Origin of the sequence: Cupriavidus pauculus, from assembly GCF_002858765.1 — a bacterium.
GTDB lineage: Bacteria > Pseudomonadota > Gammaproteobacteria > Burkholderiales > Burkholderiaceae > Cupriavidus > Cupriavidus pauculus_B.
Genome location: NZ_PJRP01000005.1, coordinates 169,292 through 194,291, shown reverse-complemented (window position 1 = coordinate 194,291; position 25,000 = coordinate 169,292). Strand labels below are relative to the sequence as shown.

Below are 25,000 nucleotides of genomic sequence, written 5' to 3'. Positions count from 1 at the left end.
ACGCGATACCCGTGACTCTATGTCGTTCCAAGAACAACAAGAAGCGGTCTTTTGACATCGCCATCGTTCCATATCGGAATGCCTAGCCCTACAATCCGGGCATGAGAGATCTCGACCTGACCACCCTTCGGCTGTTCGTCACCGTGTGCGAAACCCAGAACATCGCCCGGGCCGGCGAGCAGCAGCACATCGTGGCCTCGGCCATCAGCAAGCGACTGGCGCAGTTGGAAGAGACCGTGGGCGGCAGCCTGCTGGACCGCCGCCGCCGTGGCGTGGTGCCCACCGCGGCCGGGGAAATCGTGCTGACGCACGCGCGGGCCATGCTGGCGGCCGCTGACCGGGTGACGCGCGACATGGCCGACTTTGGCGCCGGCATTCGCGGGCAGGTGCGGCTGCTGGCCACCGTTTCGTCGATGGCCGAATCGTTGCCCGACGATATCGCCGCGTTTCTCCAGATTCCGGGCCACCAGGACGTGGGCATCACGATCGAGGAAAGTCTGAGCATCGACGTGGTGCGATCGCTGCGCGAGGGCTCCGCCCCGCTGGCCATCTGCTGGGACGCGGCCGACCTGGAGGGATTTCAGACGCGCCCCTACCGGGCCGACCATCTGGCGGCCATCGTGCATGGCTCGCATGCGTTGGCACGGGCCGACGACTGCACGTTCGCCCAGACCCTGGAACACCGGCATATCGGCATGCCGGCGCAAACCGCCGTGCAGACGATGCTGAACCGGCACGCCGCCATCCTTGGCCGCCGCATCGACTATCGGGCCGTCGTCTCGACATTCGACGCCGCGCTGCGGTGCGTGCGTGCCGATCTGGGGCTGGCCATCATCCCGCAGGAAATCGCGGCGCCAGTAGCCCAGGCGCTTGGCATTCGCGCCATCCCGTTACGCGACGACTGGGCGCACCGCCGGTTTGCCATCTGCTCACGCGACTTCGACGCCCTGTCGCCCGTTGGCAAACTGCTGGTCGACTTTCTCCGGGACCGCGCCCGAGGTGGCGAACCCGCCAGATAGCCGGCGATCTTTATCGTCTTCCCTGATTTGACGGCGCTACCCGGCCCTGACCGTGTAAACTCCCCGTTTTTTCATCACGGCGACATGATGCAAGTGCCACAGCGCACGGGTCTCAGCGGCCCGAAACTGCTACGCCTGCTGGCTCGCCTGACGGATGCGGGTGCCTCGGGCGCCGCGCCGTCGCTGTCTGGCGTGATGAGCCGGTGGCTTGGCTGGACCGACGCCATCGCGCTGTCCGCCGCGCTCAACGGCAATCCGCCGGAAGTGCCGTCCAGTGCACCGGTGCGCGGGGGCAGTGGCAAGCCTGGGGCCATTGGCGACGCCGCCGGCACCCATGTACGCGCCATGCTCACCGCCGCGATCACCGGGCAGGCCACGTCGGGCGATACCCGACGCCGCATGCCGGCACGCCAGTCGACAGCACCGGACCCGGCGGAAGCCGATTTCGCCGTCCATCGCCAGCGCTACGTGGCGCTGCAACAGCAGATGGAACACGAGATCGCCGGCCTGCGGGCGCGGCTGCGTACCGCCCTGGCGGCGCGTACCGCGCAGGCGGGGCGCCTGGCCATGCTGGATACCGTCATGGAGCAGGTGCTTGGCCCGCGCGAGCAGGCCGTGCTGGCGGCCGTGCCGGGCATGCTGGAACCCCATTTCACACGGCTGCGCGGCGCTGAGGGCGCGTGGCTCAACGAATTTCGCAGGGACATGCAGAGCGTGCTGCTGGCCGAGCTGGAGATCCGCTTCCAGCCGGTGGATGCACTGCTCGCGGCCCTGCGTGAAAGCTGAATCGACATGAAGAGACCTCTCACAACCGTTGCCGCACCACTCGTCGTCTTCCTCGCGGGCCTGGCCGTCGTCGGCTGGGTTGGCGCCGGCTACGCGGGCACGAATGCACTGGCGCTGGCTGTCACGCTGATCATCGGCGGGTTCTACGTGGGCGGTGCGCTCGAACTGCACCGCTACCGCGAGGCCACGCCCACGCTGACTGCCGCGCTGGCCGACCTGGCCACGCCGCCGGCCAGCCTCGGCGCGTGGCTCGACCGCCTGCACCCCAGCCTGCGCAATGCCGTGCGCCTGCGCGTGGAAGGCGAACGCGTGGCACTGCCCGGCCCGGCCATGACCCCGTATCTGGTGGGCCTGCTGGTGCTGCTGGGCATGCTCGGCACGTTCCTCGGCATGGTCGGCACGCTGCGCACCACCGGCGTGGCGCTGGAAAGCGCCGCTGACCTGCAAGCCATCCGCGCGTCGCTGGCGGCGCCGGTCAAGGGCCTGGGCTTTGCGTTCGGGACGTCGGTGGCCGGCGTGGCCACGTCCGCCATGCTCGGGCTGCTTTCCACGCTGGTCCGCCGCGAGCGCGTCCAGGCAGCCCAGATGCTCGATGAACGCATCGCCACCACGCTGCGCGTGCATTCGCGCCATCACCAGCATGACGCCGTGTTCGCGCTGCTGCAGCGGCAGGCCGACCTGATGCCCGCATTGGTCGATCGGCTGGAAACCATGACTACGGCCATGGCCCGCCAGAACGAAGCACTGGGCGAGCGCCTGTCGGCCAACCAGGACGCCTTCCACGCGCGCACTGATGCCGTCTACGCGCGGCTGGCCGATACCGTCGGGCAGTCGCTGAAGGAAGGCATTGCCGACAGCGCCCGCGCGGCCAGCGCCGCCATCCAGCCCGCCGTGGACACCACGATGGCCGGTCTGGCCAACGAAGCCGCCACCGTGCGCGACACCGTCACGCAGACCGTGCAGCAGCATCTGGACGGCCTGTCCGCACGCTTCGAGGCCACCACCGCCGCCGTGACCGATACCTGGCAGCAGGCCCTGGCGCAGCACCAGCAGGCGAACACCGCGCTGACATCGGACCTGCGTGCATCGCTCGACGGCTTCGGGGAAGCTTTCTCGGCACGCGCGTCGGCCATGGTCGACGCGGTCGGTACGCGTCTCGACACGGCCAACGCAGGCGCCGCCCATACGTGGGACGCCGCGCTGTCGCGCCTGGAGCAATCGGGCGCAGCGCTCACCAGCGCCAATCACCAGGCCATGGCCGACGCTTCGGCCGCCTTTGCGCAGCACGCCGCCGGCATCGCCGGCACGGTCAGCCAGTCGCACGCCGACCTGCAATCGCAACTGGCCGCGCAGGAGTCGGATCGCCAGTCGACACTTGCCGCCAGCGACGCGGCCCGCCTGACCGCCTGGCGCGATACCTTGGCCACCATGGCCGCGACGATGCGCGACGAATGGCAGCAAGCGAGCACCGCATCGGCCGCCCGCCAGCAGGACGTTCATGACGTCCTGTCGCAAAGCGCCCGCGACATCGCCACGCACGCCCAGACCCACGCCACCGGCACCGTTGCCGAGATCGACCGCCTGCTGCAGGCCGCGTCCTCGCTGCAAGCCGAACTGGCCGCGCGTGACGAGGCCCGCCAGGCCGCCTGGCGCGATACCTTGGCCACCATGGCCGCCACGATGCGCGACGAATGGCAGCAAGCGAGCACCGCATCGGCGGCCCGCCAGCAGGACGTTCATGACACGCTGTCGCAAAGCGCCCGCGACATCGCCACGCACGCCCAGACCCACGCCACCGGCACCGTTGCCGAGATCGACCGCCTGCTGCAGGCCGCGTCCTCGCTGCAAGCCGAACTGGCCGCGCGCGACGAGGCCCGCCAGGCCGCCTGGCGCGATACCTTGGCCACCATGGCCGCCACGATGGGCGACGAATGGCAGCAAGCGAGCGCGCAATCGGCCGAGCACCAACGCGAGATCCGCGACGCCCTGTCCCAGACCGCGCGCGACATCGCCACGCACACGCAGGAGCAGGCCAGCGGCACCATCGCCGAAGTGGCCCGGCTGGCGCAGGTGGCAACCGAGGCGCCCAAGGCCGCCGCCGATGTCATCGCCGAACTGCGCCAGAAGCTGACCGACGGCATGGCGCGCGACAACGCGATGCTGGAGGAACGTGGCCGCCTGCTGGAGACCCTGGGGACCCTGCTCGATGCCGTGAACCACGCGTCCACCGAGCAGCGCACCGCGGTGGATGGGCTGGTCACGACCACGGCAGACCTGCTGGAGCGCGTCGGCACGCGCTTCACCGAGCAGGTGGCGCAGGAGACCGGCAAGCTGGACGGCATCGCGGCGCAGATCACGGGCAGCGCCGTGGAAGTGGCGAGCCTGGGCGAAGCGTTCGGTGCGGCGGTGCAGCTGTTCGGCGCCTCGAACGACAAGCTGGCCGAGCACCTGGCCCGCATCGAGGCCGCGCTCGACAAGTCGATGACCCGCAGCGACGAACAACTGGCCTACTACGTGGCGCAGGCCCGTGAGGTGGTCGACCTCAGCATGCTGTCGCAAAAGCAGATCCTGGAGAACCTGCAGCAGTTCTCTGCCCAACAGCCTGGCGTCGAGGCGGCATGACGGACGATATCGACGCTGGCGTGGAGCCGACCGTCCCGGCCTGGGCGGTGTTCGGCGACCTGATGTCGGTGATGCTGGGCGCCTTTGTGCTGGTGCTGCTGGGCGTCATCGGCGTGCAGATGGAGCTGTCGGCGCGGCTTGAGAACGAGGTCAAGCAGCGACAGGCGGAGCTGAAGCGGCGCCAGACGCTGGAACAGGCACTGGCCGGGCCGCTGGCAGCCGGCCGGGTCACGCTCAAGGATGGCCGCATCGGCATCAGCGGCAATGTGCTGTTCGCGCTGAACTCCGACCAGTTGCAGCCCGAGGGCCGCACCCTGCTCAAGAGCCTGGCCGCACCGCTGTCGGCCTACCTGGGCGCACGCGACGAAATCCTGATGGTGAGCGGCTTCACCGACGACCAGCAGGTCAGGGAAGGCAACCGGCGGTTTGCCGACAATCTGGAACTGTCGGCCCAGCGGGCACTGACCGTGACCCGCGCGCTGATCGACGCAGGCGTGCCGCCTGGCTCGATCTTCTCGGCGGCGTTCGGCGCGCAGCAGCCGGTGGCGCCCAATGCCACGGAAGAAAGCCGGGCGAAGAACCGCCGCGTGGAAATTGCGCCGGTGCCACGCATGTCGGCCGGAACCGGAACCGGGGCCGGGGCTGGGACCACGACGGGCACGTTCAAACCCGATGCATAACGACGCACCGCGCGACCCCCGCGCCCTGCTCGACGGCTGGCGCGATAGCGGCGCCGACCGCGCCGACCCGGTGCGCTTCCGCTTTATCGAGGCGCTGGCCCGACGCGCGTCCGCCTACGATGGCGAGGCGCGGCGGCGGCTGGAGCAACGGCTGGCGGGATTGGTGGCGGATTTTGGAGACGGACTGTCACGCGTCCAGGTCGAGGCGCCTGCGTCGGGTGCGCCGCTGCAGCGGCCCGACACGCGCTCCGACCTGGCCGCCGTCACGGCCCGGCTTGGCCAGGCGGCACATCCGGACGCACATCCGGACGCACATTCGGACGCAAACCCGGAGGCCAACCCGGCCTCACACCCTGCCGCCCTGCCCGCACCCCAGGCGCCCCGGACACCGCACACGTCGGCTGCCGCCAACGAACGCCTCGCGCGCCACGCCGAGCCGGCGCTGGCCGACTATTTCCGCGACACGTGGGCGCGCGTCAGCGTCGACCGCCAGTTGCGCGATTCGCAGGCGGGCGTGCCGGAGAACGCCGGGCCGCTGAACACGAACCATCTCGTGCATCGCTCGCTGTCTTTGATGCGCGAGGTGTCGCCCGGCTACCTGGAGCAGTTTCTGTCGTATGTCGATGCGCTGTCGTGGCTGGAGGGCATGCACGCCATCTCGCTGGTGCCCGACCGCGAGACGCCGCGCGCACCGGCACCGCGCAAGGCGCGGGCCAGGTCACCCAAGGCGGGAAGCGGCACAGCCTGAGTTGACGTCCGGAGTTGACGTCCTGCACCGACAACATTCACGCGGCCATCAGGCCGGCAGGCGACAGACGGCCTCGATATTGTGGCCGTCCGGGTCCAGCACGAAGGCGCCGTAGTAGTCCGGGTGATAGTGCGCGCGGATTCCCGGGCTGCCGTTGTCACGGCCGCCCGCCGCGATGGCTGCGCGGTAGAAGGCATCGACGGCCTCCCGGGTGTCCACCCGAAAGGCAATGTGAACGGGAGGCTGGTTCGGCGTCCCCCGGCTGATCCAGAATTCCGGCTTGCCCGGCGGCCCGAAGCCTGCCACATCCGTATGCCCCGTGACGCTCGCGGGGATCTCCATCAGCTTGGCCATGCCGATGGCACCGAGCGCCGCCGCATAGAACGCCAGGCTGTTTGAATAGTCGCTCACTGTCACGCCGGTGTGATCAATCATCTTTGTCTCCGCGGGTAAGGGGTGGGTCGGCACGGCCGGAACGGCAGTGCGGATCGATGCGCGATGGATGGCCGGTTACGGGTCGGCCGATTATAGACGCGGCACCTTGCGGATCGCAGTTCAGGCGGGCTTCCGGCTCTCTGGCGACGCGGGCGCCGGGACATCCGCGACGGACTCGCCATCGCGCGTCGCAATCAACGCCTTGGGCGTGAGCGGGATCAAGGCCAGGATCAGCGCGTACACGGCCGTGGTGGCGATCACGCAGTACACGAATCCGTGCGACGGCGCGCTGTTGTAGATCCATGACCCCAGCAGGTCGCCGGCGCGCCCGGACAGCGCCAGCACGCCATCCACCAGCATCATCAGCGTGCCCTGCAGGCCGGGCGGACACGACCGCATCGCAAGGTCCAGGTAGGCAGCCGTGGCAATGCCACCCATCAGCCCTGTGGGCGCCGCCAGCACCAGCGCGAGATACGGGGAATGGATGAATGCGAGCGGGATCATCTGCGGCACGGCGATGATCGTGCCCCACCACAGCAGCTTGCCGAGCGCGACCCGCTTGCACAGGTAGCCGTAGAGCAGGAAGGTCGGCACGAACGCGGCGGCAAAGATGCCGTTGTAGTACGAATACACGGAATCCGACGCGTGCAGCTCATTGGTCAGATAGAACTGCAACGGCGTGGCCGAGCCCGGGGCAAAGTTCCAGAGAAAACAGATCAGCACCGCCGGGTAGACAGCCTTGTGCCTGACCAGCCGTTTGATGTTCCCGACAAAATCCGTGGCGCGGGCCTGCTTCCGGTCATAGATATGTCCGAAGACCGACGGCGGCTTCCAGAGCGCCAGGCCCACGATCAGCAGGTTGAAGATGGCCACCAGATAGATGGCTTGCCTGGCGGCCAGATGGTCGGAAACGTAGCCCGAAGCGAACGCGCCCGCTACCACCGGGACGGAACTGATGACATTCCACAGTGCGCTCAGCCGGCCGGACATGAGCTTTTCCTGGCCGACCAGGGCGATCAGCCCCTGATACGCGGCCGCCACGAACCGGAATGCCAGCATGGCCAGCAGCGTGCCCGCCAGCAGGCCCGCATACGAGAAACCGGCATACGCCATCCAGACGCATGCCAGCGCCGTCATCGGTGCGAAGACCAGGAAATAGCCGCGATCCCGCAGGCCGAACGGGCTCCACTGGTCGCGCGCCAGTCCGAACACGAATGCGACATAGACGGGGATGCCTGTCACCAGCCGGAACGTGGAGATCTGCGTGGCTGTCGCGTGCAGCTCGTTCTTGAGTACGTACGACGTCTGGATATCGACCAGCGCGCCGGCCGGCGTCGCCAGATAGACGAACAGGGTCAGCCAGCCGAAATACTGCAAGGTTCGGTCGCTGCCCTCGAAGCCCTGACCACCTGAATCGGCCCGCATCGTCGCACCCGCCTGAGCCTGCCCGGACTAAGTGTAGGTAAAAAGGCGGTCGCGTACCCAACGATGCGGACGACCCCGGCTCAGTTGGCGACGGTGCGCCGGCGCTTGCCTTTAGCGGCCGCCCCGTCCTGGCGCAGGCGGTCCAGGACCCACTGCACCCGGTCGGAACAGTCCAGCGTCTCCGGCCGGCTCTCGACCGTCCGGATGACGGCGAGCAGGTGGTCCTTGTTCTGCTGCAGGCGCTGCTGCATGTCCTCGATTTCGGTGATCTTGCGCCGCAGGGCGTCCAGAAGCTCGTCGTGCTGCCAGTTTTCCGAGCCGATCGGCAGCAGATGACGGATCTGGTCCAGCGAAAAGCCCGCCGCCTGCGCGCTGGCGATGATTTCCAGCATCCAGACGGCCTCGGGCGCGTAGTCGCGATACCCGTTGGCCGACCGTTCGACGGCAGCAATCAGTCCGGCCGACTCGTAGAAGCGGATCCGTGAGGCCGTCAGCCCGCTGAGCCGTGCCAGTTCCCCAATTCTCATAAGCTGAAAAAGATTGACCTTGTCGTGAGCTTCAATCCTACAGTGGTTTCTGGCCCGGACGCCGCATCGGATCGACATGGTGCGACGGGCCCCGCCCGGCACGGCATGCCAGCGCCGTCCGCCGGATTCGTCGATCGATGCTACATGGGTGCACCAAACAGGAGTGAACATGGGATTCGTCACAACGAAGGACGGTGTTGATATCTTCTACAAGGACTGGGGGCCGCGCGACGCACAGGTGATCTTCTTTCATCACGGCTGGCCGCTTAGCGCCGATGACTGGGATACCCAGATGCTGTTCTTCCTGGCGCAGGGCTATCGGGTCGTGGCCCATGACCGGCGCGGCCATGGGCGGTCCAGCCAGGTCTGGGACGGCCACGACATGGACCACTACGCCGACGATGTGGCGGCGGTGGTGCAACACCTGGGCGTGCAGAAGGCCGTCCACGTTGGCCATTCCACGGGCGGCGGCGAGGTGATCCATTACGTTGCCCGCCATGGGGAAGACCGCGTCGCCAAGGCCGTGCTCGTCAGCGCCGTGCCGCCGTTGATGGTCAAGACGGCAAGCAACCCGGGCGGCCTTCCCAAGGATGTCTTCGACGGCTTCCAGACGCAGCTTGCGGCCAATCGGGCGCAGTTCTACCTCGACATTCCCACCGGGCCCTTCTACGGCTACAACCGGACCGGTGCGAAGCCGTCTGAGGGGGTCATCCGCAACTGGTGGCGCCAGGGCATGATGGGCAGCGCCAAGGCGCATTACGACGGCATCGTGGCGTTCTCGCAGACCGACTTCACCGAGGATCTGAAGGCCGCCACGATTCCCGTCCTCGTCATGCACGGCGACGACGACCAGATCGTTCCCTATGCCGACTCGGCGCCGCTCTCGGCCAAGCTGCTGAAAAACGGCACCCTGAAGACCTACCCCGGCTTCCCGCACGGCATGCCGACGACCCACGCCGACACGATCAATGCCGATCTGCTGGCATTTGTGCGCAGCTAGCCACCCCCGGCACGCGTTCATCCGACAGGCCCGCCCCGATCCTGGGGCGGGCCTTTTGCATGGCGCGGCCGGATCGGTGCGCGCAAAAAGCCCTTGACCTTAAAGTTAGCTTTAAGCTTAGAGTCGAGCCTCGATCCAACGAGGTGACTTCATGAACGTGTTCGACAAGCTCGTCCTTCGCAACGGTTCCAGCATTCCAAACCGGATTGCCAAAGCCGCGATGGAAGAGAACATGGCTGACGCCGACCATGCGCCGTCCGACGCGCTGATCCGCCTGTACCAGGCGTGGGCAGGCGGCGGCGCCGGCCTGCTGCTGACCGGCAACGTGATGGTGGACGGCCGTGCCATGACGGGGCCAGGCGGCGTGGTACTGGAAGACGCCACGCACCTCGACAAATTCCAGCGCTGGGCCAGCGCAGGCCGCGCCAACGGGGCGCAGTTCTGGCTGCAGATCAACCATCCCGGCCGCCAGATGCCCGCCAACCTGCGGCAGCCCACCTGGGCGCCCTCTGCCGTGCCGATGGATCTGGGCAGCATGTCCAGGCACTTCAGCCCGCCGAAGGCGATGACGCAGGACGGGATCGCAGATGTCGTCCGACGCTTTGCCCGCACGGCACAACTGGGCGAACAGGCCGGCTTCACGGGCGTTCAGATTCACGCGGCACACGGCTATCTGCTGAGCCAGTTCCTGTCCCCGCTGACCAATCGGCGCAATGATGCGTGGGGTGGCCCGCTGGAAAACCGCGCCCGCCTGCTGGTCGACGTCGTCAAAGCGGTACGGGCTGCGGTCTCGCCGGGGTTCGCGGTCGCGGTCAAGCTGAATTCGGCCGACTTCCAGCGGGGCGGGTTCAGTGTCGAGGACGCACGCGAGGTGGTGAAGATGCTCAACGACCTGGGCGTCGATCTGGTCGAGTTGTCAGGCGGCAGCTACGAGGCCCCAGCCATGCAAGGCCAGGCCCGCGACGGCCGCACGCTTGACCGGGAGGCCTACTTCGTCGCGTTCGCGCGCGACATCCGTGCCGTGGCGGCGATGCCCGTGATGGTTACGGGCGGCATCCGCCGCCAGCCCGTGGCCGAGCACGTGATCCAGAGCGGCGTGGACATGGTTGGCATCGGTACGGCCCTGGCCATCAATCCCAACCTGCCGCGCGACTGGCTGGCGGGCAAGGACAGTGCGCCTGCGCTGCCGCCGATCACGTGGAAGAACAAGGTGCTGGCGTCGCTGGCGAACATGGCGGCGGTCAAGTTTCAGCTGCGCAACCTGAGCCGCGGCAAGGCCACGCATCCCGGGGTGTCGCCGCTGCGCGCGCTGATCCTGCAACAAGTGTCCGATGCCTGCCGCGTGCGCAAATATCGGCGATGGGTGGCGCAGCGCATCCAGGCCTGACGGGCTGGACCGGCTCCGCCGGGAGCCCTGCTGGCATCGCCCGAGGGTGACCGCGCCGTCTTTATCGGGGCCCTCTCGCGCGCCGCTACGTCGCGGCCGCCGCTGCCTTCTCCCAACGCCACAACGTCGCGCGGCTGACGCCCAGCCGCTGGGCGGCAAGCTGCCGGTTGCCGCCGCATTCCGCCAGCACCTCCAGCACCCGTTCGCGCGGCGCAGCCGATGACGGCGCGGAATGCCCGTCGCCCGGCAACGCCCGGGCGTGGGCGCGCCCGCCACCGATCGCCGCCGCCCCGAACAGCTCCGGGCAATCGTGATGCAACTCGTCGAACGCAATATCGCGCACGTTTTCCCATTGCGAGAAGAAGACGGCCATCCGCTCGCAGATATTCTCCAGCTCGCGGATATTGCCCGGCCAGGCGTAGGCCTGCAGCCGTGGCAGCACGTGATCGACCAGCGCCAGGGCGTCGAGATGCGAGTCGAGCCGATCCAGCGAGCGGCGCAGCAGGAATGCGGCCAGCGGCTCGATGTCCTCCCGGCGCTCGCGCAGCGCCGGCAACGCCAACTGGAGCGTGTTGATGCGGTAGTACAGATCCTGACGGAACTGCCTCGCCGCAATCAGCTGGGGCAGCGCCTGATGCGTCGCCGCGATGATCCGTACATCGACCGGAATCGGTATCGCACCACCGAGGCGCAGGATTTCACGTTCCTGCAGCACGCGCAGCAGGCGGGTCTGCAGCGACACCGGCATGTCGCCGATCTCGTCGAGGAACAGCGTGCCGGTATGGGCCGATTCAAACAGCCCGCGCTTGCCGCCACGGCGCGACCCGGTAAAGGCGCCTTCGTCGTAGCCAAACAGCTCGCTCTCCAGCAGCGCCTCGGGAAAGGCCGCGCAATTGATCGCGACGAAGGGCTTGGCCGCCCGCTTGCTCTCGTTATGAATGGCCTGGGCAAACTGCTCCTTGCCGACCCCGCTTTCGCCGGCCAGCAGCACGGTGAGGTCGGTCCTCGCAAAGCGCCGCGCCGTCGCACAGGCGCGCCCGAAGGCCGGGCTGACGCCGATCAGGTTGTCGAAGCGGTTGCGCGCGCTGCGCGGATGCTTGCGCTGCTGGCTGCGCAGGCTGGCATCGGCGTCCTGGATATTGCGTGAGTCGTACAGCGTGATGGCAGCGCCCACGGTGTCGCCATGCTCGCGGATCGGGGTGCGATTGGCGATCCAGTCGCGTTGCGCAAAGCGGAACACGCTGCCCCGCTCCTGCACGCCGCTGGCCAGCGTGGATTGCAGCGACAGCGCTGGCTCGATGTCGTCCAGATGCTGGCCGATCATCCGCGCCTTGACGCGGCCCAGCAGTATTTCCATCGGCGGGTTGACGGCAATCACGCGATTGTCGCGATTGACCGCCAGCACCGCCTCCTGCAGGTTGTGCAGCACACCGTTCAGCTGGTCATAGCGGCCCGCTTCCAGCCGGGCCACGCGCGCCAGCTCGATGGCGTCCTCGACGCCCTGGCGTACCGCATTGATCGAATAGGCCAGCCGGCCCTGGATGCCGTACTGCTCGGCCAACTCCATGACGATGCTGGAGCCGACCACCACTTCGTAGCCATCCCGCACCAGCAGCTCGAAGCACTGCCTGGCTTCGTCGGGCGTGCGGTAGGCGTACTGGGCCACCTCGATATTGAGCAGTTCGCGGACGGCATCCAGCTCGGGAATGCACTCCCCGTACATCACCACGCCCACCCGGCCCGAAATGCGCCGCGCATTGTAGAGGGCCAGCAGGATGTCGAAGCCGCTGAGCTTGATCGTCGCCACCGGTGCATCGAGCGCATTGCGCAGAATCGTGGCGTTCGCGCCGGCGCTGACAAAGACATCTGCCGCGCCGTCGCGCAGGCGATCTTGCGCGGCGTCCAGCGCGGCCTCGAACGTGCCATTGACGACCTCGATGGTTGCCCGGTCGGCGAACTCGTCCAGCACCGTCATGGCGAAGCGGCTCAGGTGCCTGTAGCTGATGAAGCAGATGCGCGGCAGGCTGCCGCGTTCGGGGTTGGTGCTGCGCATGGGTCTCCTTGCCGGCATCGCCGACTGCGCCTCATCCGGCGCTTTTATTGCCGCCGTGCGCGTTGCACGAGCGTTTCACGCGTGTCGCATGAATGTTTCACCAGTGTTTCATGAAACGTGACGCGCGTCACCCGAAAACCCTGCGCCCCATAGGAATCAACCACTTGCGCCTGCCAGCGCGGCTGGCACAGCGATTGCGCTGATCCCTCCATACGAACCACGGAGGAACTCATGCAGGCGCTCGGACACATCACCGTGCTGGACCTGACCCATATGCTCTCGGGCCCGTACGGCACCATGCTGCTGGCCGACCTGGGCGCGCGCACGATCAAGGTGGAGCCGCCCGGCACCGGCGAAGGCACGCGCAAGCTGCTGGCGGAGAGCGAGGACTACGCCCGCGACGGCATGGGTGCGTACTTCCTGACGCTGAACCGCAACAAGGAAAGCGTGTGCGTCGACCTGAAGTCCGAGGCCGGCAAGGCCGTGTTCCTGGATCTGGTGCGCCATGCCGACGTGGTCTTCGACAACTTCAGCGCGGGCGTGACCGAGCGGCTGGGCATCGACCATGCGTCGCTGTCCAAGGTCAATCCGCGCATCATCACGTGCTCGGTCACCGGCTTCGGGCAGACCGGCCCCGACCGCCAGCAACCGGCGTTCGACCAGGTCGTGCAGGCCATGGGCGGCGGCATGTCGATCACCGGCATGCACGACGGCCCCCCGGTGCGCAGCGGCATTCCGGTGGGCGATCTGGGCGGCGGCGTGTTCGGCGCCATCGGCGTGCTGGCCGCGCTGACGGCACGCGAGCAGACCGGCGTGGGCCAGCACGTGGACATCTCGATGCTCGACGCGCAGATCTCGCTGCTGAACTACATGGCGACGATGCACCTGATGTCGGGCCTGGTGCCGGAGCGCATCGGCAACAGTCATTTTGTCCATGTGCCCTACAACACCTACCCGACCAGCGACGGCCACATCATCATTGCCTGCATCGGCGACGCATTCTTCGAGCGATTCCTGAGCGTGATCGACCATCCCGAGCTGCGCGCGCCCGAGTTCCTGAAGCAGCCTGGCCGCTACGCGGAGAAGGGGCGCATCGATGCGATCATCGGCGAAGAACTGCGCCGGGAATCGTCCGCCTACTGGCTGGCGCGCCTGCGGCAGGCCCGCATCCCCTGCGGCCCCGTCAACGATTTTGCGCACGCCTTGCGCGAGCCGCAGGTGGAGGCCCGCGACATGATCGTCGAGGTGCCCCTGAAGACCGGCGAGACGGTGCGGATGCCCGGCAATCCGGTGAAGCTCTCCGGCGTCACGTCGCCGGCCTATACCTGCCCGCCCGCGCTGGGCGAGCATACGGCGTCGGTGCTGCGCGACGTGCTCGGCTACGACGACGAACAGGTCACGCGACTGCGCGAAGCCGGAGCGGTGGCATGAGCATCGCCGCCGGACACACCCAACCCGACGCGTCCACCGTGCCGGCCATCACGATCACCGACGTCGCGCCACGCGACGGGCTGCAGAACCAGGCCGTCGCCATTTCCACCGATGCCAAGGTCGAACTGATCCGCCTGCTGGCGCGTGCCGGACTGCGCAGCGTGGAAGCCACCAGTTTCGTCTCGCCGAAAGCGGTCCCGCAGATGGCCGACGCGGCGGACGTGGTACAGCGCGCATCGGCAGCGTGCCCTGACCTGCGGCTGTCCACGCTCGTTCCGAACCTCAAGGGGCTGGAGCGGGCGCACGGTGCCGGCGCCACCGAGATCGCCGTGGTGCTGTCCGCGACCGAAACGATGAACCAGCGCAACATCAACATGGGGCTGGATGCGGCCACCGAAGTCAGTGAACAGACGCTGATACGGGCGCGCGAACTGGGGCTGCGCACGCGCGCCTATGTGGCGGTTGCCTTCGACTGCCCGTTCGAGGGGACGGTCGACCTCGACACCGTGCTGCGGCTGGCCTGCCGCATGCGCGACGCAGGGGCCGGAGAAATCGTCATCGCCGACACCATCGGTGCCGCCGCCCCCGCCGCCGTCAAGACCCGCTTGTCCGCGCTGGCGCAGGTGCTCGATATCGACACGCTGGCGGTACATCTGCACGACACACGGGGCCTGGGCGCCGCCAATGCATGGGCCGCGCTGGAGGCCGGCGTTCGGCGCTTCGATGCCAGCGTGGGCGGCATCGGCGGCTGTCCGTTCGCCCCCGGCGCGGCCGGCAACCTGGCCACCGAAGACCTGGTGCTGATGGCGGGGCAATGCGGGCTCGATACCGGGATTTCGCTCGATGGCCTGCTCGATGCGGTCGCGTACGCCGAATCGCTGCTGGGACGTCCGCTTGGCGGCCGTTCCAGTGCGTGGCTGCGGCGCCAACGCGAGCGCCAGCGCGCGGCGGCGTGACGGGTAGCAACCAGGCAATCGATACAAGGCGGCGATGCCGCCCCGGATGCCGACGAGCATCCGGCACAGACCGATACACAGGAGGAGACACAAGATGTGGAATGTTCGCTGGATTCGTGGGGCGCTAGGCGCCATGGCCTGTACCGTCGCAGCGCTGGCACCCGGCCATGCCGCAGCCAAATGGCCGGAAAAGCCCGTCACGCTGATCGTGCCCTATGCGCCGGGTGGCGGCACTGACATCGTCAGCCGGCTGGTTGCACAGAAGCTGTCCGAGCGCTGGGGGCAGTCGGTCATCGTGGAAAACCGTCCGGGCGCCAATGGCGTGATCGGCTCCAGCCACGTGCAGAAGTCCGCGCCGGATGGCTATACGCTGCTGATGGTGGTGGGCTCGCACGCGATCAATCCGGTGCTGATGAAGAACCTGCCGTATGACACGGTACGTGGCTTCACGCCGATCACGCGGCTCGCCATCTCGCCGATGGTGCTGGTCGTGTCTAAGTCCAACCCGGCCCGGACGCTGACCGATCTCGTCGGAGCCGCCCGCAGCCAGCCGCTTGGCATCGGCTACTCCGAAGGCCAGACGCGGCTGACCGGCGAGCTGCTGCGCCAGGCGGGCAATCTCAAGACCATTCCGGTGTCGTACAAGGGGGGCGCGCAGATCATGGTCGATGTCATTGGCGGCCACGTCGGCGCGGGCTTCACCAGCGTGCTGACGGCGCTGCCCCACGTGCAGAGCGGCAATTTGCGTGTGATCGGCGTGGCCGCCGACGAGCGCATGGCCCTCTTCCCTGACGCGATGACGTTCAAGGAGGCCGGGCTGGATGGCGTGGAATCGCTGAACTGGTACGGCCTGTTCGGGCCGGCGGGCATGTCGCCGGCCATCGTCGACCAGATCCATCGCGACCTGCAGCAAGTCACGCAGGACCCTGCGCTGGCCAAGCAGATGAAGGACCAGGGCGCCACCATCGTCCTGACGCCGCCGGCGGAATTCCGTGCCTTCCTTGGCGCGGAAACCCAGAAATGGGCCGACGTGGCGAAGCGCGGCGGCATCCAGCCGGAATAAGCCAGAAGCATCCACCCGGCGCCGCCTTGCGGCAACACCCATCGATTCCGACCTGGGACACAGCGCAACATGGACCTTGAACTCAGCGGCAAACGCGTATTGATCACCGGCGGCAGTCGCGGCATCGGCCTGGCTTGCGCCGGGGCATTCCAGCGCGAAGGGGCCAGGGTGGCCATCTTCGGACGCAGCGCACACAACCTGGCCGCCGCGGCCACGACGCTGGCGGCCGATGCGCCCGATGCGGCCCCCTCCCCCTTCACCGTCGCGGTCGATCTCACCGATGCGGCACAGGCCGCCCAAGCGGTCGAAACGGTTGCGGCCGCGCTCGGCGGCATCGACATCCTGGTGACGTGCGCTGGCGGCGCCCGCCGCACGCCGCCGGCGGAACTGACGCCGCAGGCGTGGCGCGATGCCATGGACGCGAAGTACTTCAGCTACATCCATGTCATCGATCCCGTCATCAAGCGGATGGCCCAGGCCGGCAGCGGGACGATCGTCAATGTCATCGGCATGGGCGGCAAGGTTGCCAGCCCGACGCATCTGCCCGGCGGCGCGGCCAATGCCGCCTTGATGCTGGCCACGGCGGGGCTCGCCAGTGCCTATGGCCGCTTCGGGGTGCGCGTGAACGCGGTGAATCCGTCGGCCACGCGTACCGAACGCCTTCAGCAAGGCCTGGCGGCGGAAGCCCGGCTGGCCGGCACGACCGTCGACGAGGCGCTGCACAGGGCCGGCGAGCGTACCGGGCTGGGGCGCCTTGCCGCGCCCGAGGAAATCGCCGATGCGGTGCTGTTCCTGGCCTCGGCCCGGGCGGCGTATATCTCCGGCGCCATCCTGTCGATCGATGGCGCCACCACGCCCATCGTCGTCTGATCGCGCCAACGCCATACCCGTCGTCAAGCTGTTCCAAAAGAAGGCGATCACGCCAACCATCACTGCTGCAGCAGGAGGAGACAACATGCATCGTCGTACCTTCGCCAGGGCGCTATGCGCCATGGCCGTCGCCAGTTCGGGCGCATTCGGCACCGGCGCGTTTGCGCAAGACTACCCTTCGCGTCCGATCCGCCTGATCGTGCCGTTCGCCCCCGGTGGCGTATCGGACACCAGCGCGCGCGTGATCGCAGACAAGCTCGGCCAGCGGCTGGGCCAGCAGGTCGTAGTCGACAACAAGCCCGGCGCATCGGGCAATATCGGCTCGGCGATGGCGGCCCAGTCCGCGCCGGACGGCTACACGCTGCTGCTGGGGTTCGATGGCACCATCGTCATCAATCCGCATGTCTTCCCGAAGGTGCCATTCGATCCGCTGAAGGACTTCGCGCCGATCGGCAAGATCGGCGACGCGGCCCTGATCCTGATTACCCATCCCTCCGTGCCGGCCAAGAACCTGAAGGAACTTGTGGCCTACTCGCAGACGCGGCCGGAAGGCCTGTCGTATGGCAGCGCGGGGACCGGCAGCACGCCCCACCTGGCCGGCGAACTGCTCAAGGCCCGCACGGGCCTGAAGATGATGCACGTTCCCTACAAGGGCGGCGGACAGGCCATGGGCGACCTGGTGGGCGGCACGCTGCCCGTGCTCTACACCGCCGTGGCCGGGGCCCAGCAGTACGTGAAGTCCGGCAAGGCCACGGCCATTGCGGTGTCCGGCGCCAGCCGCGTGCCGGCGCTGCCGGAGGTGCCGACGCTGGAGGAATCGGGTGTTCCGGGCCTGGTCAGCGAATCCTGGGTCGGGCTGCTGGCCCCCGCCAAGACGCCGAAAGAGATCGTCGACCGGCTTTCCAGGGAACTGAACGCGGTGGTCAACCAGCCTGACACGCGCGAACGGCTGGCAACGCTGGGCATCGTGCCGATCGGCAACTCGCCCGAGGCCTTCGGCAAGCAGATTCAGGCCGACCTGAAGCGATACGGCGAGGTCGTCAAGACGGCAAATATCAAGGTCGAATGACGTCCGGAGTAACCGGCACCGCCCCGAGACGGTGTGCTGTTACCCCAAAGTGCCATTGCGGCCCGTTCGCCGGCTCATAAAATGAAGTCGTGGGCGGTCCAGCAGGTCCGCCCGGACTGCCGCCGCCCGCTCCCGCCGATGCCTGGCACTTGTGCCGGGTAGACCGCTTTCCGAGGTCGAATCGGCGGCAAGCGCCGCGCCAACCGCATCGCACCAACTGAATCGCGTCATCCACGCCGTCATGAACACGCTCGGACGATCATGGCAGTGCCGGCCCCTCATCGGGCTTTCGCTCCTGGCACTCGTGCTAGGCGGCGGCGAAGCGTTGGCGGCCACCGCCGGCATCATTCCGGCGACGTTCTCCAGCGCCCCGCTCACCACGTTCGATCGGTCTTTCAGTGCCGCCCTGCGCGCGTTCCGCGATGAAGGCGTGGGCGACATCAATGCAGACCGGCAAGCGGGGTCCATCACCGGCCGTGCAGGGTCGACACCCATCAGCGCCGCGTTCCGCAGGCAGGCCGATGGCACCCTCAACGTTCAGTTCGCCTCGCCGGATCCGAAAGCCAACGATCTGTTGCAGCGCATCTACAACGCCTACAACCGACGCATGGGACGATGACGTCCGCGCGCAAAGGAACCCATGTCATGACAATGCGGCCGGGTCTGTTCCGAATGCGCCTTGCCTCGCCACGATCATGGGGCCTGGCGACGGTGTTCTCCCTGCTGGCCCAGGTGGCGTTTGCCCAGCAGCATTTCGACACGGCCCAGGACGGCATGCGCGCCTTCGGCCAGGCGGTGCTGACCGACGATCAGGCCGCGCTCACGCAGATGCTTGGCACTGACTTCCGGACTATCGTCCCGCCGGTCGGCGACGCGGCCCGCGAGACGTTCGTGCGCGCGTGGAATGTGTCCCACACGGTTCGGACCACCAATGGCCAGGCCTTCATCGTGGTGGGTGACAACGGATGGACCCTGCCCGTCCCGCTGGTGAAACGCGCGACGGGCTGGCAGTTCGACACCCACGCCGGCCTGCAGGAAATGCGGGTTCGCCGGATCGGACGGAACGAACTCGCCGCGATACAGACCCTGCTGGCCATTCGCGACGCCCAGGACGACTACGCCGAGACCGCGCACGACGGCGAAAAGCTCCACGTCTATGCGAGCAAGCTGGCAAGTTCGCCGGGCAAGCAAGACGGCCTGTACTGGCCGACCGGGCCCAACGAGCCCCCGAGCCCGCTTGGCGAGGCCTTCAGCGACGCCAGCGGGCCCAACCAGAGCGCGGACGGCTACAACGGATACCGCTTCAAGCTGCTCACCGCACAGGGCAAGCATGCACAGTCCGGCGCAATGAACTACGTGGTGGACGGCAAGCTCTTCGGCGGATTCGCGGTGATCGCCTGGCCCGTCCGCTATGGCGACACCGGCGTGATGACGTTCATGGTCAACCACCTTGGCGTTGTCTACGAGCGCAATCTCGGTCCGCAGACGGCAACGCAGGCATCCGGCACCCAGACATTCGATCCAGCCCCGGGCTGGAGGCGGGTATCGCCATGAAGCGCCTGGCAACCGTGACGGGCTGTATCGCCCTGATGCTGGCGGGGTGTCAGACGAATCCGCCATCGACCGGCGCCGCCGATGCCTCCGCGCCATCCCAGGCCGCCGCTCAGGCACAGGCGCTCGATCAGGCGCGGCTGGCCGCCGTGCAGAAGCCGGCCGGCGTCGCGTACAAGCCCGAGGAGATCGAGGCACTGGTCGCGCCGATCGCCCTGTATCCGGACACCCTGCTCTCGCAGGTGCTGATGGCTTCCACGTACCCGATGGAAATCGTCCTGGCCGCCCGCTGGCTGAAGGCCCACCCGGACCTGAAAGGCGACGCCGCCATCCAGGCCGCAAAGAACGAGCCGTGGGACGCCAGTGTCAAGTCGATGCTGGCCTTTCCGCAGGTGCTGGAGCCGATGAACGACAAGATCGACTGGACGCAGAATCTCGGCGACGCCTTCCTGGCGCAGCAGAAGGACGTCTTCGACGCCATCCAGCGGCTGCGCGCGAAGGCGCGGCAGGCCGGCAACCTGCAGTCCAATGCCCAGCAGACGGTGACCACCCAAACGACCGCGGCGGGCCAGAGCGTGGTGATCATCGAGCCCGCGAACCCGCAAACGATCTACGTTCCGGCGTACGACCCCGGCGTCGTGTACGGCCCGTGGGCCTATCCCGCCTACCCGTATTACTACTGGCCGCCCTACCCCGCCTACTATCCCGGCTACGGCTCGGGCATCGCGTTCGGCGTGGGGCTGATCACGGCGGCGGCGATCTTCGGCAACTGCGACTGGAATAACAACAACGTACACGTCGAGCACCACAAGGCCCGCAACATCGACCGCAACTTCGACGCCAGCAAACTGAGCGGAGACCGCTGGCAGCATGACGCCCGCCATCGCCAGGGCGTGGCCTACCGCGATAACGCATCGCGGGAGAAATTCGGCCGTAGCTCGCCTGGCGCGGACACACGTAACGGATTCCGCGGCCGCGACGGCGGTTCGGGCCGGGACAGCGGCTTCAACGGCGTCGGCAATGGCCGTGGCGAGATGCAACGCGACATGAACCGCGGCAATTCGAGCCTTGGCTCAGGCTCGCAGCGCGGCAATGCCGCCGGCGGCGCGGGAGGCTTCCGTGGAGGCGGGGGCGGCGGCCGTGGGTTCGGCGGGGGCGGCGGCCGGGGCGGCCGGCGGTAGGCACGGCGCCGACATCACCGATGGCGCGGCCTCGCCGCGCCTTTCTGCAGCAAAACCATCAGGTCGACCATGCGGCCCGCATTTCGGGCCCACTCTATATTCAATTATTTTGAATAACTATGACGACGATAGCCCACTTTCTCCGAGGTGGCGGTCGCTATAGTTCTGCACATGGACAGCGCAGCAACGCAGCGAAACAAACGAAGCGAAGCCAGCGCCGCCCGACAAAACCTCAAACTTATTGAATCATCTTTCATTCCGGAGCAACACCATGTCGAACGCCAAACTGCAAGTCCTGACCCCGCGCAACAGCCAGCTGATCTTCATCGACCACCAGCCCCAGATGGCCTTCGGCGTGCAGTCGATGGACCGCCAGACCATGAAGAACAACGCGGTGGGCCTGGCCAAGGCAGCCAAGATCTTCGACGTGCCGACCACCATCACCACGGTGGAAAGCGAATCGTTCTCCGGCTACACCTACCCCGAACTGCTCGACGTCTTCCCGGGCAAGGAAACGCTCGAACGCACGTCGATGAACTCGTGGGACGACCAGAAGGTGCGCGACGCGCTGGCCGCCAACGGCCGCAAGAAGATCGTCGTGGCCGGCCTGTGGACCGAAGTCTGTAACACCACGTTCGCCCTGAGCGCGATGCTCGAAGGCGACTACGAGATCTACATGGTGGCCGACGCCTCGGGTGGCACCACCAAGGAAGCGCACGACTACGCCATGCAGCGCATGATCCAGGCCGGCGTGGTGCCGGTGACGTGGCAGCAGGTACTGCTGGAATGGCAGCGCGACTGGAAGAACAAGGAAACGTATGACGCCGTGACCGGTCTGGCGAAGGAACACTCGGGCGCCTACGGCATGGGCATCGACTACGCCTACACGATGGTGCACAAGGCCGCCCAGCGCACGCAGACCGCGCACCCGTCGATTGCCCCGGTGCATGCGCCGGTGATCGAGTCCTGATATCCACGGCCGGTGGCGCGACATCAAATGTCGGGCCACCCTGAATGAACACAGGCGAAAAGAGAAAGGCGGCAACCGCTATGACACGCAATCACAAACTTGGTCGTAAGCTGGAAATGGCCGCCGTCGCCTTCGCGACGGGATTTTCATCGCACGGGCATACCTCGTCGTCCCTCGGCATGTTGGCTGGAACGCTGGCGGTTTGCGCCCTCGTCGCACGCAGCACGTTCAACAAGCGCCCACAGACAGCGGGCCTGGCGTTGATCGCCCAGGCATGACGACCCACGTCGCGGTACGCGTACCAAAGAGAAATCCATCATGACCCAGCAGTTTCCGACCTTCGCCGACCTGTTCGCCCAACTCGGGCTACCCGATGACGAAGCCGCCATCGCGCAGTTCATCGCCGACCACTCGCCCTTGCCGCGCAGCGTCGATTTGTGCGAGGCGCCATTCTGGACGCCGTCTCAAGCCGCCCTGCTGCGGGACGAGTTCATCGACGACGCCGACTGGGCGCCCGCCGTCGATCAATTGAATCTTGCGCTGCGTGGTGCGGCCTGAACGCTTGACGCCTCAGTAGTTCACGACAACGTTCAGCATCGCCACGCGCGGATTGCCCACCGGCAAAACGTTGTTGTTGAGTCCACCGGCGTAGTACGACTTGTCGAACACGTTCTTCACGTTGAACGCTGCGCGCCAGTGATTGGCGGTATAGCCAAACCCCAGATCCGCCACGGCATAGCCCGGCACGGTGTAGTTGAAGCTATAGCCGCGCTTGGCGCTCTCGCCGCGTGCGCCGACGCCTGCCCACCAGCCCGCGAGGGGGCCGCGGAAACGATACTGCGTCCACAACGAAAGGCTGTGGCGCGGCACCGCATTCAACGGCTTGCCGACGTTGGCGGCAACCGTGTCGTCAGTCACTTCGCTGTCGATGTAGGCATAGGCCGCCATGACGCTCAGGCCATTGCCCAGATCCTGGGTCAGCTCGGCTTCCAGGCCCCGGGATCGCTGCTCGCCCACTGCCACGCTGAAGCCCGTATTGACCGGATCGGACGAAAGCACGTTCTTGCGGACCAGGTCGAAGGCCGCAAGCGTCAGCAGGCCATTCTTGTTCGGTGTATCGAATTTCACGCCCACTTCCACCTGACGACCTTTCTCCGGCTTGAACGGTGCGTTGTTGACGTCGGTGCCAGCGTTCGGCAGGAACGACGTGGAATAGCTGACGTAGGGACGGGCCCAGTGCGTCAGGTCATACATCACCGCCGCGCTGCCGGTGACGGCATTGTCGTCGCTGTCGGTGCGCGAAGCGTTGAGCCGGTTGGTGCTGCCCGTGCGCGCGGATTCGTAGCGCACGCCGCCGGTGACCGTCCAGCGCTCGGCAATGCGGATCTGGTCGCGCAGGTAGAGGCCCAGTGCGTTGAGCGTGTCGGTGCTGTCGGTGCTGAAGTTCGTCGGGCAGTTGATCGCTGCACCATACACCGGGCTGTAGACGTTCAGGGCGGCCACCCGGCATGTCTTCTGGAGCCGGTCTTCGTTGGTGCGGCGATAGTCGACGCCGAACGTCAGCGCGTGCTGGTGGCCGGTGAAGGCGAAGGTCTTCTGCACGTTCGTGTCGACGCCGAACGAGTCGCCGGAGAAATCCTGCTGGGTGGCGCTGCGATTCAAAGTCTGGCTGTTGACGGCCATGGTCCCGGCCGTGACGAACATGCCGGTCAACGACGAAGTCTGGTAGCGCAGGTTTTGATTGACGGTCCAGCCGGAATCGAACCGGTGCGTCAAGGCGTAGCCGATGCGGTTCTGCTCGCCGTCATAGGGGGCGGCGTTCGGCTCGCCGATAAACCGCGAGTTGGGCACCACGCCATTGATGTTCGATACCAGCGTGCCATTCACGGGCAAGCCTTGCTGGCGTACATAGTGGCGTTCATTGTGGCTGGTCAGGATCGTGAAGTCGGTCCGATGTCCGAAATCCAGCGTCAGCGACGGCGCGACATAGCGGTTGCGGAACCAGACGTGGTCGGTGGCGTCGTCGCTGTTCATCGCCAGTGCGGTCAACCGGAATGCCGCCTTGCTGTCCGGCTTCAGGGGCGTGCCCACGTCGGCCGTCACCTGGCGCAATCCATAGTTGCCGACGGTAAGGCCCAACTCTCCGAACAGCTCGGGACGCGGTCGTTTGGTCACGATATTGACCAGGCCACCCGGCTGCACCTGGCCAAACAGCACGGAGGCCGGGCCTTTGAGGATCTCCACGCGCTCTGCGCCAAACACTTCCTGGGCCACGCGGTTGTTCGTATCCACGAGCAGACCATCGGCAAAGATCGACTCCGACGCGCGCTGGCCGCGAATGATGAAGTCGTCCCAACCCCGGCGGCCATAGGTGTTGGCCGACACCCCCGCCGCATTCCACAGCACGTCGCTCAGGGTCTGGGACTGCTGGCTGTCCATCAGGTCTCTCGTCACGACCGTAATCGACTGGGCGCTGTCCGCCGCCGATTCGTTCGACTTGGTGACGCCCGCTGGGCGCCGCGTGGCGAAGCCAATGTCGTCAGCGGCGTTGTTAGCCGCACTGACGGTGACGGCGGGCAGAACCGCCCCGGCATCGTTGGCGTGGGCAGCGGTTGCAAACAGGGACAGGCAGGCAATGGCCGCGGGGGTGAGAAGACAGCGAGGAGACATTCAATGCAATCCGACAAGGCGCGACTTGCCGCGAGCAAGTCAAAAGAGACGAAAGCGCCGTATTATAAATACGAATGATTCGTATTTATATGACAGATTGCTGAATGTTTCCGAAATGAGACAAGGGGGCTGCGGGTGCACGAAGGACCGGCGTGCAGCCCTGCCGTTCGCGGCCACCGAACGCCGCCCTCACCGATACGCGTGGCTCACGCCCCTTCGGTGTACGGATCCCGCGGCTCTGTGGCAGAACGATTGAAGGCATCCACCACGACGGACTGCGTGGTCACGCATCCCTGGCTGCCGTCGAGCCGATCGCGATCCGTCATCAGCGACGACGCGTTGGCGCCCGATGCGAAACCAAAGAGAGCAGTGAGTGCAACGCCGACCAGTAGAAGTCTGAACATGATGATCTCCATAGAATTGAAGGAAGCTGCAGGGCCGCAGCCGTGAAGCCACTCTATGTCGCCACCGAGCACGCAACAACGGCCGACGATTGACAGACCGTCCATCGTGGTGAACGAACCGTCGAAGCACCCATCCCAGCTCATCCAGCCCAT

The 25,000-nt window shown here is 66.9% G+C and carries 24 protein-coding genes; 18 read left to right on the top strand and 6 right to left on the bottom strand.

Annotated features, from left to right (window positions below):
• Positions 1 to 101 precede the first annotated feature (101 nt).
• The 5 genes from CYJ10_RS13565 (at position 102) to CYJ10_RS13545 (ending at position 5,855) form a co-directional block, all read left to right on the top strand.
• Entirely contained in the window at positions 102 to 1,019 is a 918-nt protein-coding gene (locus tag CYJ10_RS13565; RefSeq protein WP_101682014.1) for a LysR family transcriptional regulator, read from the top strand.
• A gap of 84 nt (positions 1,020 to 1,103) precedes the next feature.
• On the top strand, positions 1,104 to 1,805 hold the full coding sequence (locus CYJ10_RS13560) for a DUF3348 domain-containing protein (protein ID WP_101682013.1): 702 nt from the start codon (positions 1,104 to 1,106) through the stop codon (positions 1,803 to 1,805).
• A gap of 6 nt (positions 1,806 to 1,811) precedes the next feature.
• Positions 1,812 to 4,427, top strand: a complete 2,616-nt coding sequence (locus CYJ10_RS13555) for a DUF802 domain-containing protein (protein WP_101682012.1) — start codon at positions 1,812 to 1,814, stop codon at positions 4,425 to 4,427.
• Positions 4,424 to 5,107 carry an OmpA family protein gene (locus CYJ10_RS13550; protein ID WP_101682011.1) on the top strand — a complete coding sequence of 228 codons (684 nt, stop codon included), beginning with the start codon at positions 4,424 to 4,426 and terminating at the stop codon, positions 5,105 to 5,107. The genes CYJ10_RS13555 and CYJ10_RS13550 overlap by 4 nt, the downstream gene beginning before the upstream one ends.
• Complete coding sequence (locus tag CYJ10_RS13545) at positions 5,100 to 5,855, top strand: DUF2894 domain-containing protein (protein ID WP_101682010.1); 756 nt, start codon at positions 5,100 to 5,102, stop codon at positions 5,853 to 5,855. Before CYJ10_RS13550 ends, CYJ10_RS13545 begins: the two co-directional genes overlap by 8 nt.
• 48 nt (positions 5,856 to 5,903) lie before the next feature.
• Here the strand turns inward: CYJ10_RS13545 and CYJ10_RS13540 are convergent, their stop codons facing one another.
• The 3 genes from CYJ10_RS13540 to CYJ10_RS13530 all read right to left on the bottom strand — a co-directional run bounded on the left by CYJ10_RS13540 (position 5,904) and on the right by CYJ10_RS13530 (position 8,242).
• Positions 5,904 to 6,290: a VOC family protein gene (locus tag CYJ10_RS13540; protein WP_101682009.1), complete on the bottom strand. Its 387-nt coding sequence runs from the start codon at positions 6,288 to 6,290 to the stop codon at positions 5,904 to 5,906.
• 120 nt (positions 6,291 to 6,410) lie between these two features.
• On the bottom strand, positions 6,411 to 7,715 hold the full coding sequence (locus tag CYJ10_RS13535) for an MFS transporter (protein WP_101682008.1): 1,305 nt from the start codon (positions 7,713 to 7,715) through the stop codon (positions 6,411 to 6,413).
• Between the two features lie 80 nt (positions 7,716 to 7,795).
• Positions 7,796 to 8,242 carry a MerR family transcriptional regulator gene (locus CYJ10_RS13530; protein WP_101682007.1) on the bottom strand — a complete coding sequence of 149 codons (447 nt, stop codon included), beginning with the start codon at positions 8,240 to 8,242 and terminating at the stop codon, positions 7,796 to 7,798.
• A gap of 169 nt (positions 8,243 to 8,411) precedes the next feature.
• On the opposite strand from CYJ10_RS13530, the gene CYJ10_RS13525 reads away from it, so the two are divergent.
• Together CYJ10_RS13525 and CYJ10_RS13520 are read left to right on the top strand one after the other, a co-directional pair.
• Positions 8,412 to 9,242, top strand: a complete 831-nt coding sequence (locus CYJ10_RS13525) for an alpha/beta fold hydrolase (RefSeq protein WP_101682006.1) — start codon at positions 8,412 to 8,414, stop codon at positions 9,240 to 9,242.
• A gap of 151 nt (positions 9,243 to 9,393) precedes the next feature.
• A complete protein-coding gene (locus tag CYJ10_RS13520) occupies positions 9,394 to 10,629 on the top strand; it encodes an NADH:flavin oxidoreductase/NADH oxidase family protein (protein WP_101682005.1) in 1,236 nt (411 codons plus the stop codon).
• An 85-nt stretch (positions 10,630 to 10,714) separates the two neighbouring features.
• Here CYJ10_RS13520 and prpR read toward each other — a convergent pair whose 3' ends face one another.
• A complete protein-coding gene (prpR, locus tag CYJ10_RS13515; RefSeq protein ID WP_101682004.1) occupies positions 10,715 to 12,682 on the bottom strand; it encodes a propionate catabolism operon regulatory protein PrpR in 1,968 nt (655 codons plus the stop codon).
• Between the two features lie 231 nt (positions 12,683 to 12,913).
• Between prpR and CYJ10_RS13510 the strand changes: the two genes are divergently transcribed.
• The 11 genes from CYJ10_RS13510 to CYJ10_RS13460 all read left to right on the top strand — a co-directional run bounded on the left by CYJ10_RS13510 (position 12,914) and on the right by CYJ10_RS13460 (position 22,331).
• Entirely contained in the window at positions 12,914 to 14,113 is a 1,200-nt protein-coding gene (locus CYJ10_RS13510; protein WP_101682003.1) for a CaiB/BaiF CoA transferase family protein, read from the top strand.
• Entirely contained in the window at positions 14,110 to 15,069 is a 960-nt protein-coding gene (locus CYJ10_RS13505) for a hydroxymethylglutaryl-CoA lyase (protein ID WP_101682002.1), read from the top strand. Before CYJ10_RS13510 ends, CYJ10_RS13505 begins: the two co-directional genes overlap by 4 nt.
• Before the next feature lie 94 nt (positions 15,070 to 15,163).
• Complete coding sequence (locus CYJ10_RS13500; RefSeq protein WP_101682001.1) at positions 15,164 to 16,132, top strand: tripartite tricarboxylate transporter substrate binding protein; 969 nt, start codon at positions 15,164 to 15,166, stop codon at positions 16,130 to 16,132.
• 69 nt (positions 16,133 to 16,201) lie between these two features.
• A complete protein-coding gene (locus CYJ10_RS13495) occupies positions 16,202 to 17,002 on the top strand; it encodes an SDR family oxidoreductase (protein WP_101682000.1) in 801 nt (266 codons plus the stop codon).
• A gap of 121 nt (positions 17,003 to 17,123) precedes the next feature.
• The gene (locus CYJ10_RS13490) at positions 17,124 to 18,071 is read left to right on the top strand and encodes a Bug family tripartite tricarboxylate transporter substrate binding protein (protein ID WP_257993327.1); all 948 of its coding nucleotides are present in this window, start codon (positions 17,124 to 17,126) and stop codon (positions 18,069 to 18,071) included.
• Between the two features lie 241 nt (positions 18,072 to 18,312).
• Entirely contained in the window at positions 18,313 to 18,690 is a 378-nt protein-coding gene (locus CYJ10_RS13485) for a hypothetical protein (RefSeq protein ID WP_146002039.1), read from the top strand.
• 32 nt (positions 18,691 to 18,722) lie between these two features.
• Positions 18,723 to 19,625 carry a DUF2950 domain-containing protein gene (locus tag CYJ10_RS13480; RefSeq protein WP_257993326.1) on the top strand — a complete coding sequence of 301 codons (903 nt, stop codon included), beginning with the start codon at positions 18,723 to 18,725 and terminating at the stop codon, positions 19,623 to 19,625.
• Complete coding sequence (locus tag CYJ10_RS13475; protein WP_257993305.1) at positions 19,622 to 20,803, top strand: DUF3300 domain-containing protein; 1,182 nt, start codon at positions 19,622 to 19,624, stop codon at positions 20,801 to 20,803. Before CYJ10_RS13480 ends, CYJ10_RS13475 begins: the two co-directional genes overlap by 4 nt.
• 271 nt (positions 20,804 to 21,074) lie before the next feature.
• Positions 21,075 to 21,773 carry a hydrolase gene (locus CYJ10_RS13470; RefSeq protein WP_101681996.1) on the top strand — a complete coding sequence of 233 codons (699 nt, stop codon included), beginning with the start codon at positions 21,075 to 21,077 and terminating at the stop codon, positions 21,771 to 21,773.
• An 80-nt stretch (positions 21,774 to 21,853) separates the two neighbouring features.
• Positions 21,854 to 22,051 (top strand): hypothetical protein, encoded by a 198-nt coding sequence (locus CYJ10_RS13465; protein WP_101681995.1) that lies wholly within the window; start codon positions 21,854 to 21,856, stop codon positions 22,049 to 22,051.
• A gap of 40 nt (positions 22,052 to 22,091) precedes the next feature.
• Positions 22,092 to 22,331, top strand: a complete 240-nt coding sequence (locus CYJ10_RS13460; protein ID WP_101681994.1) for a DUF2789 domain-containing protein — start codon at positions 22,092 to 22,094, stop codon at positions 22,329 to 22,331.
• 12 nt (positions 22,332 to 22,343) lie between these two features.
• Here the strand turns inward: CYJ10_RS13460 and CYJ10_RS13455 are convergent, their stop codons facing one another.
• Both CYJ10_RS13455 and CYJ10_RS13450 read right to left on the bottom strand, forming a co-directional pair.
• Positions 22,344 to 24,443 carry a TonB-dependent siderophore receptor gene (locus CYJ10_RS13455; RefSeq protein ID WP_101681993.1) on the bottom strand — a complete coding sequence of 700 codons (2,100 nt, stop codon included), beginning with the start codon at positions 24,441 to 24,443 and terminating at the stop codon, positions 22,344 to 22,346.
• 206 nt (positions 24,444 to 24,649) lie between these two features.
• Positions 24,650 to 25,000: a hypothetical protein gene (locus tag CYJ10_RS13450; protein WP_146002038.1), complete on the bottom strand. Its 351-nt coding sequence runs from the start codon at positions 24,998 to 25,000 to the stop codon at positions 24,650 to 24,652.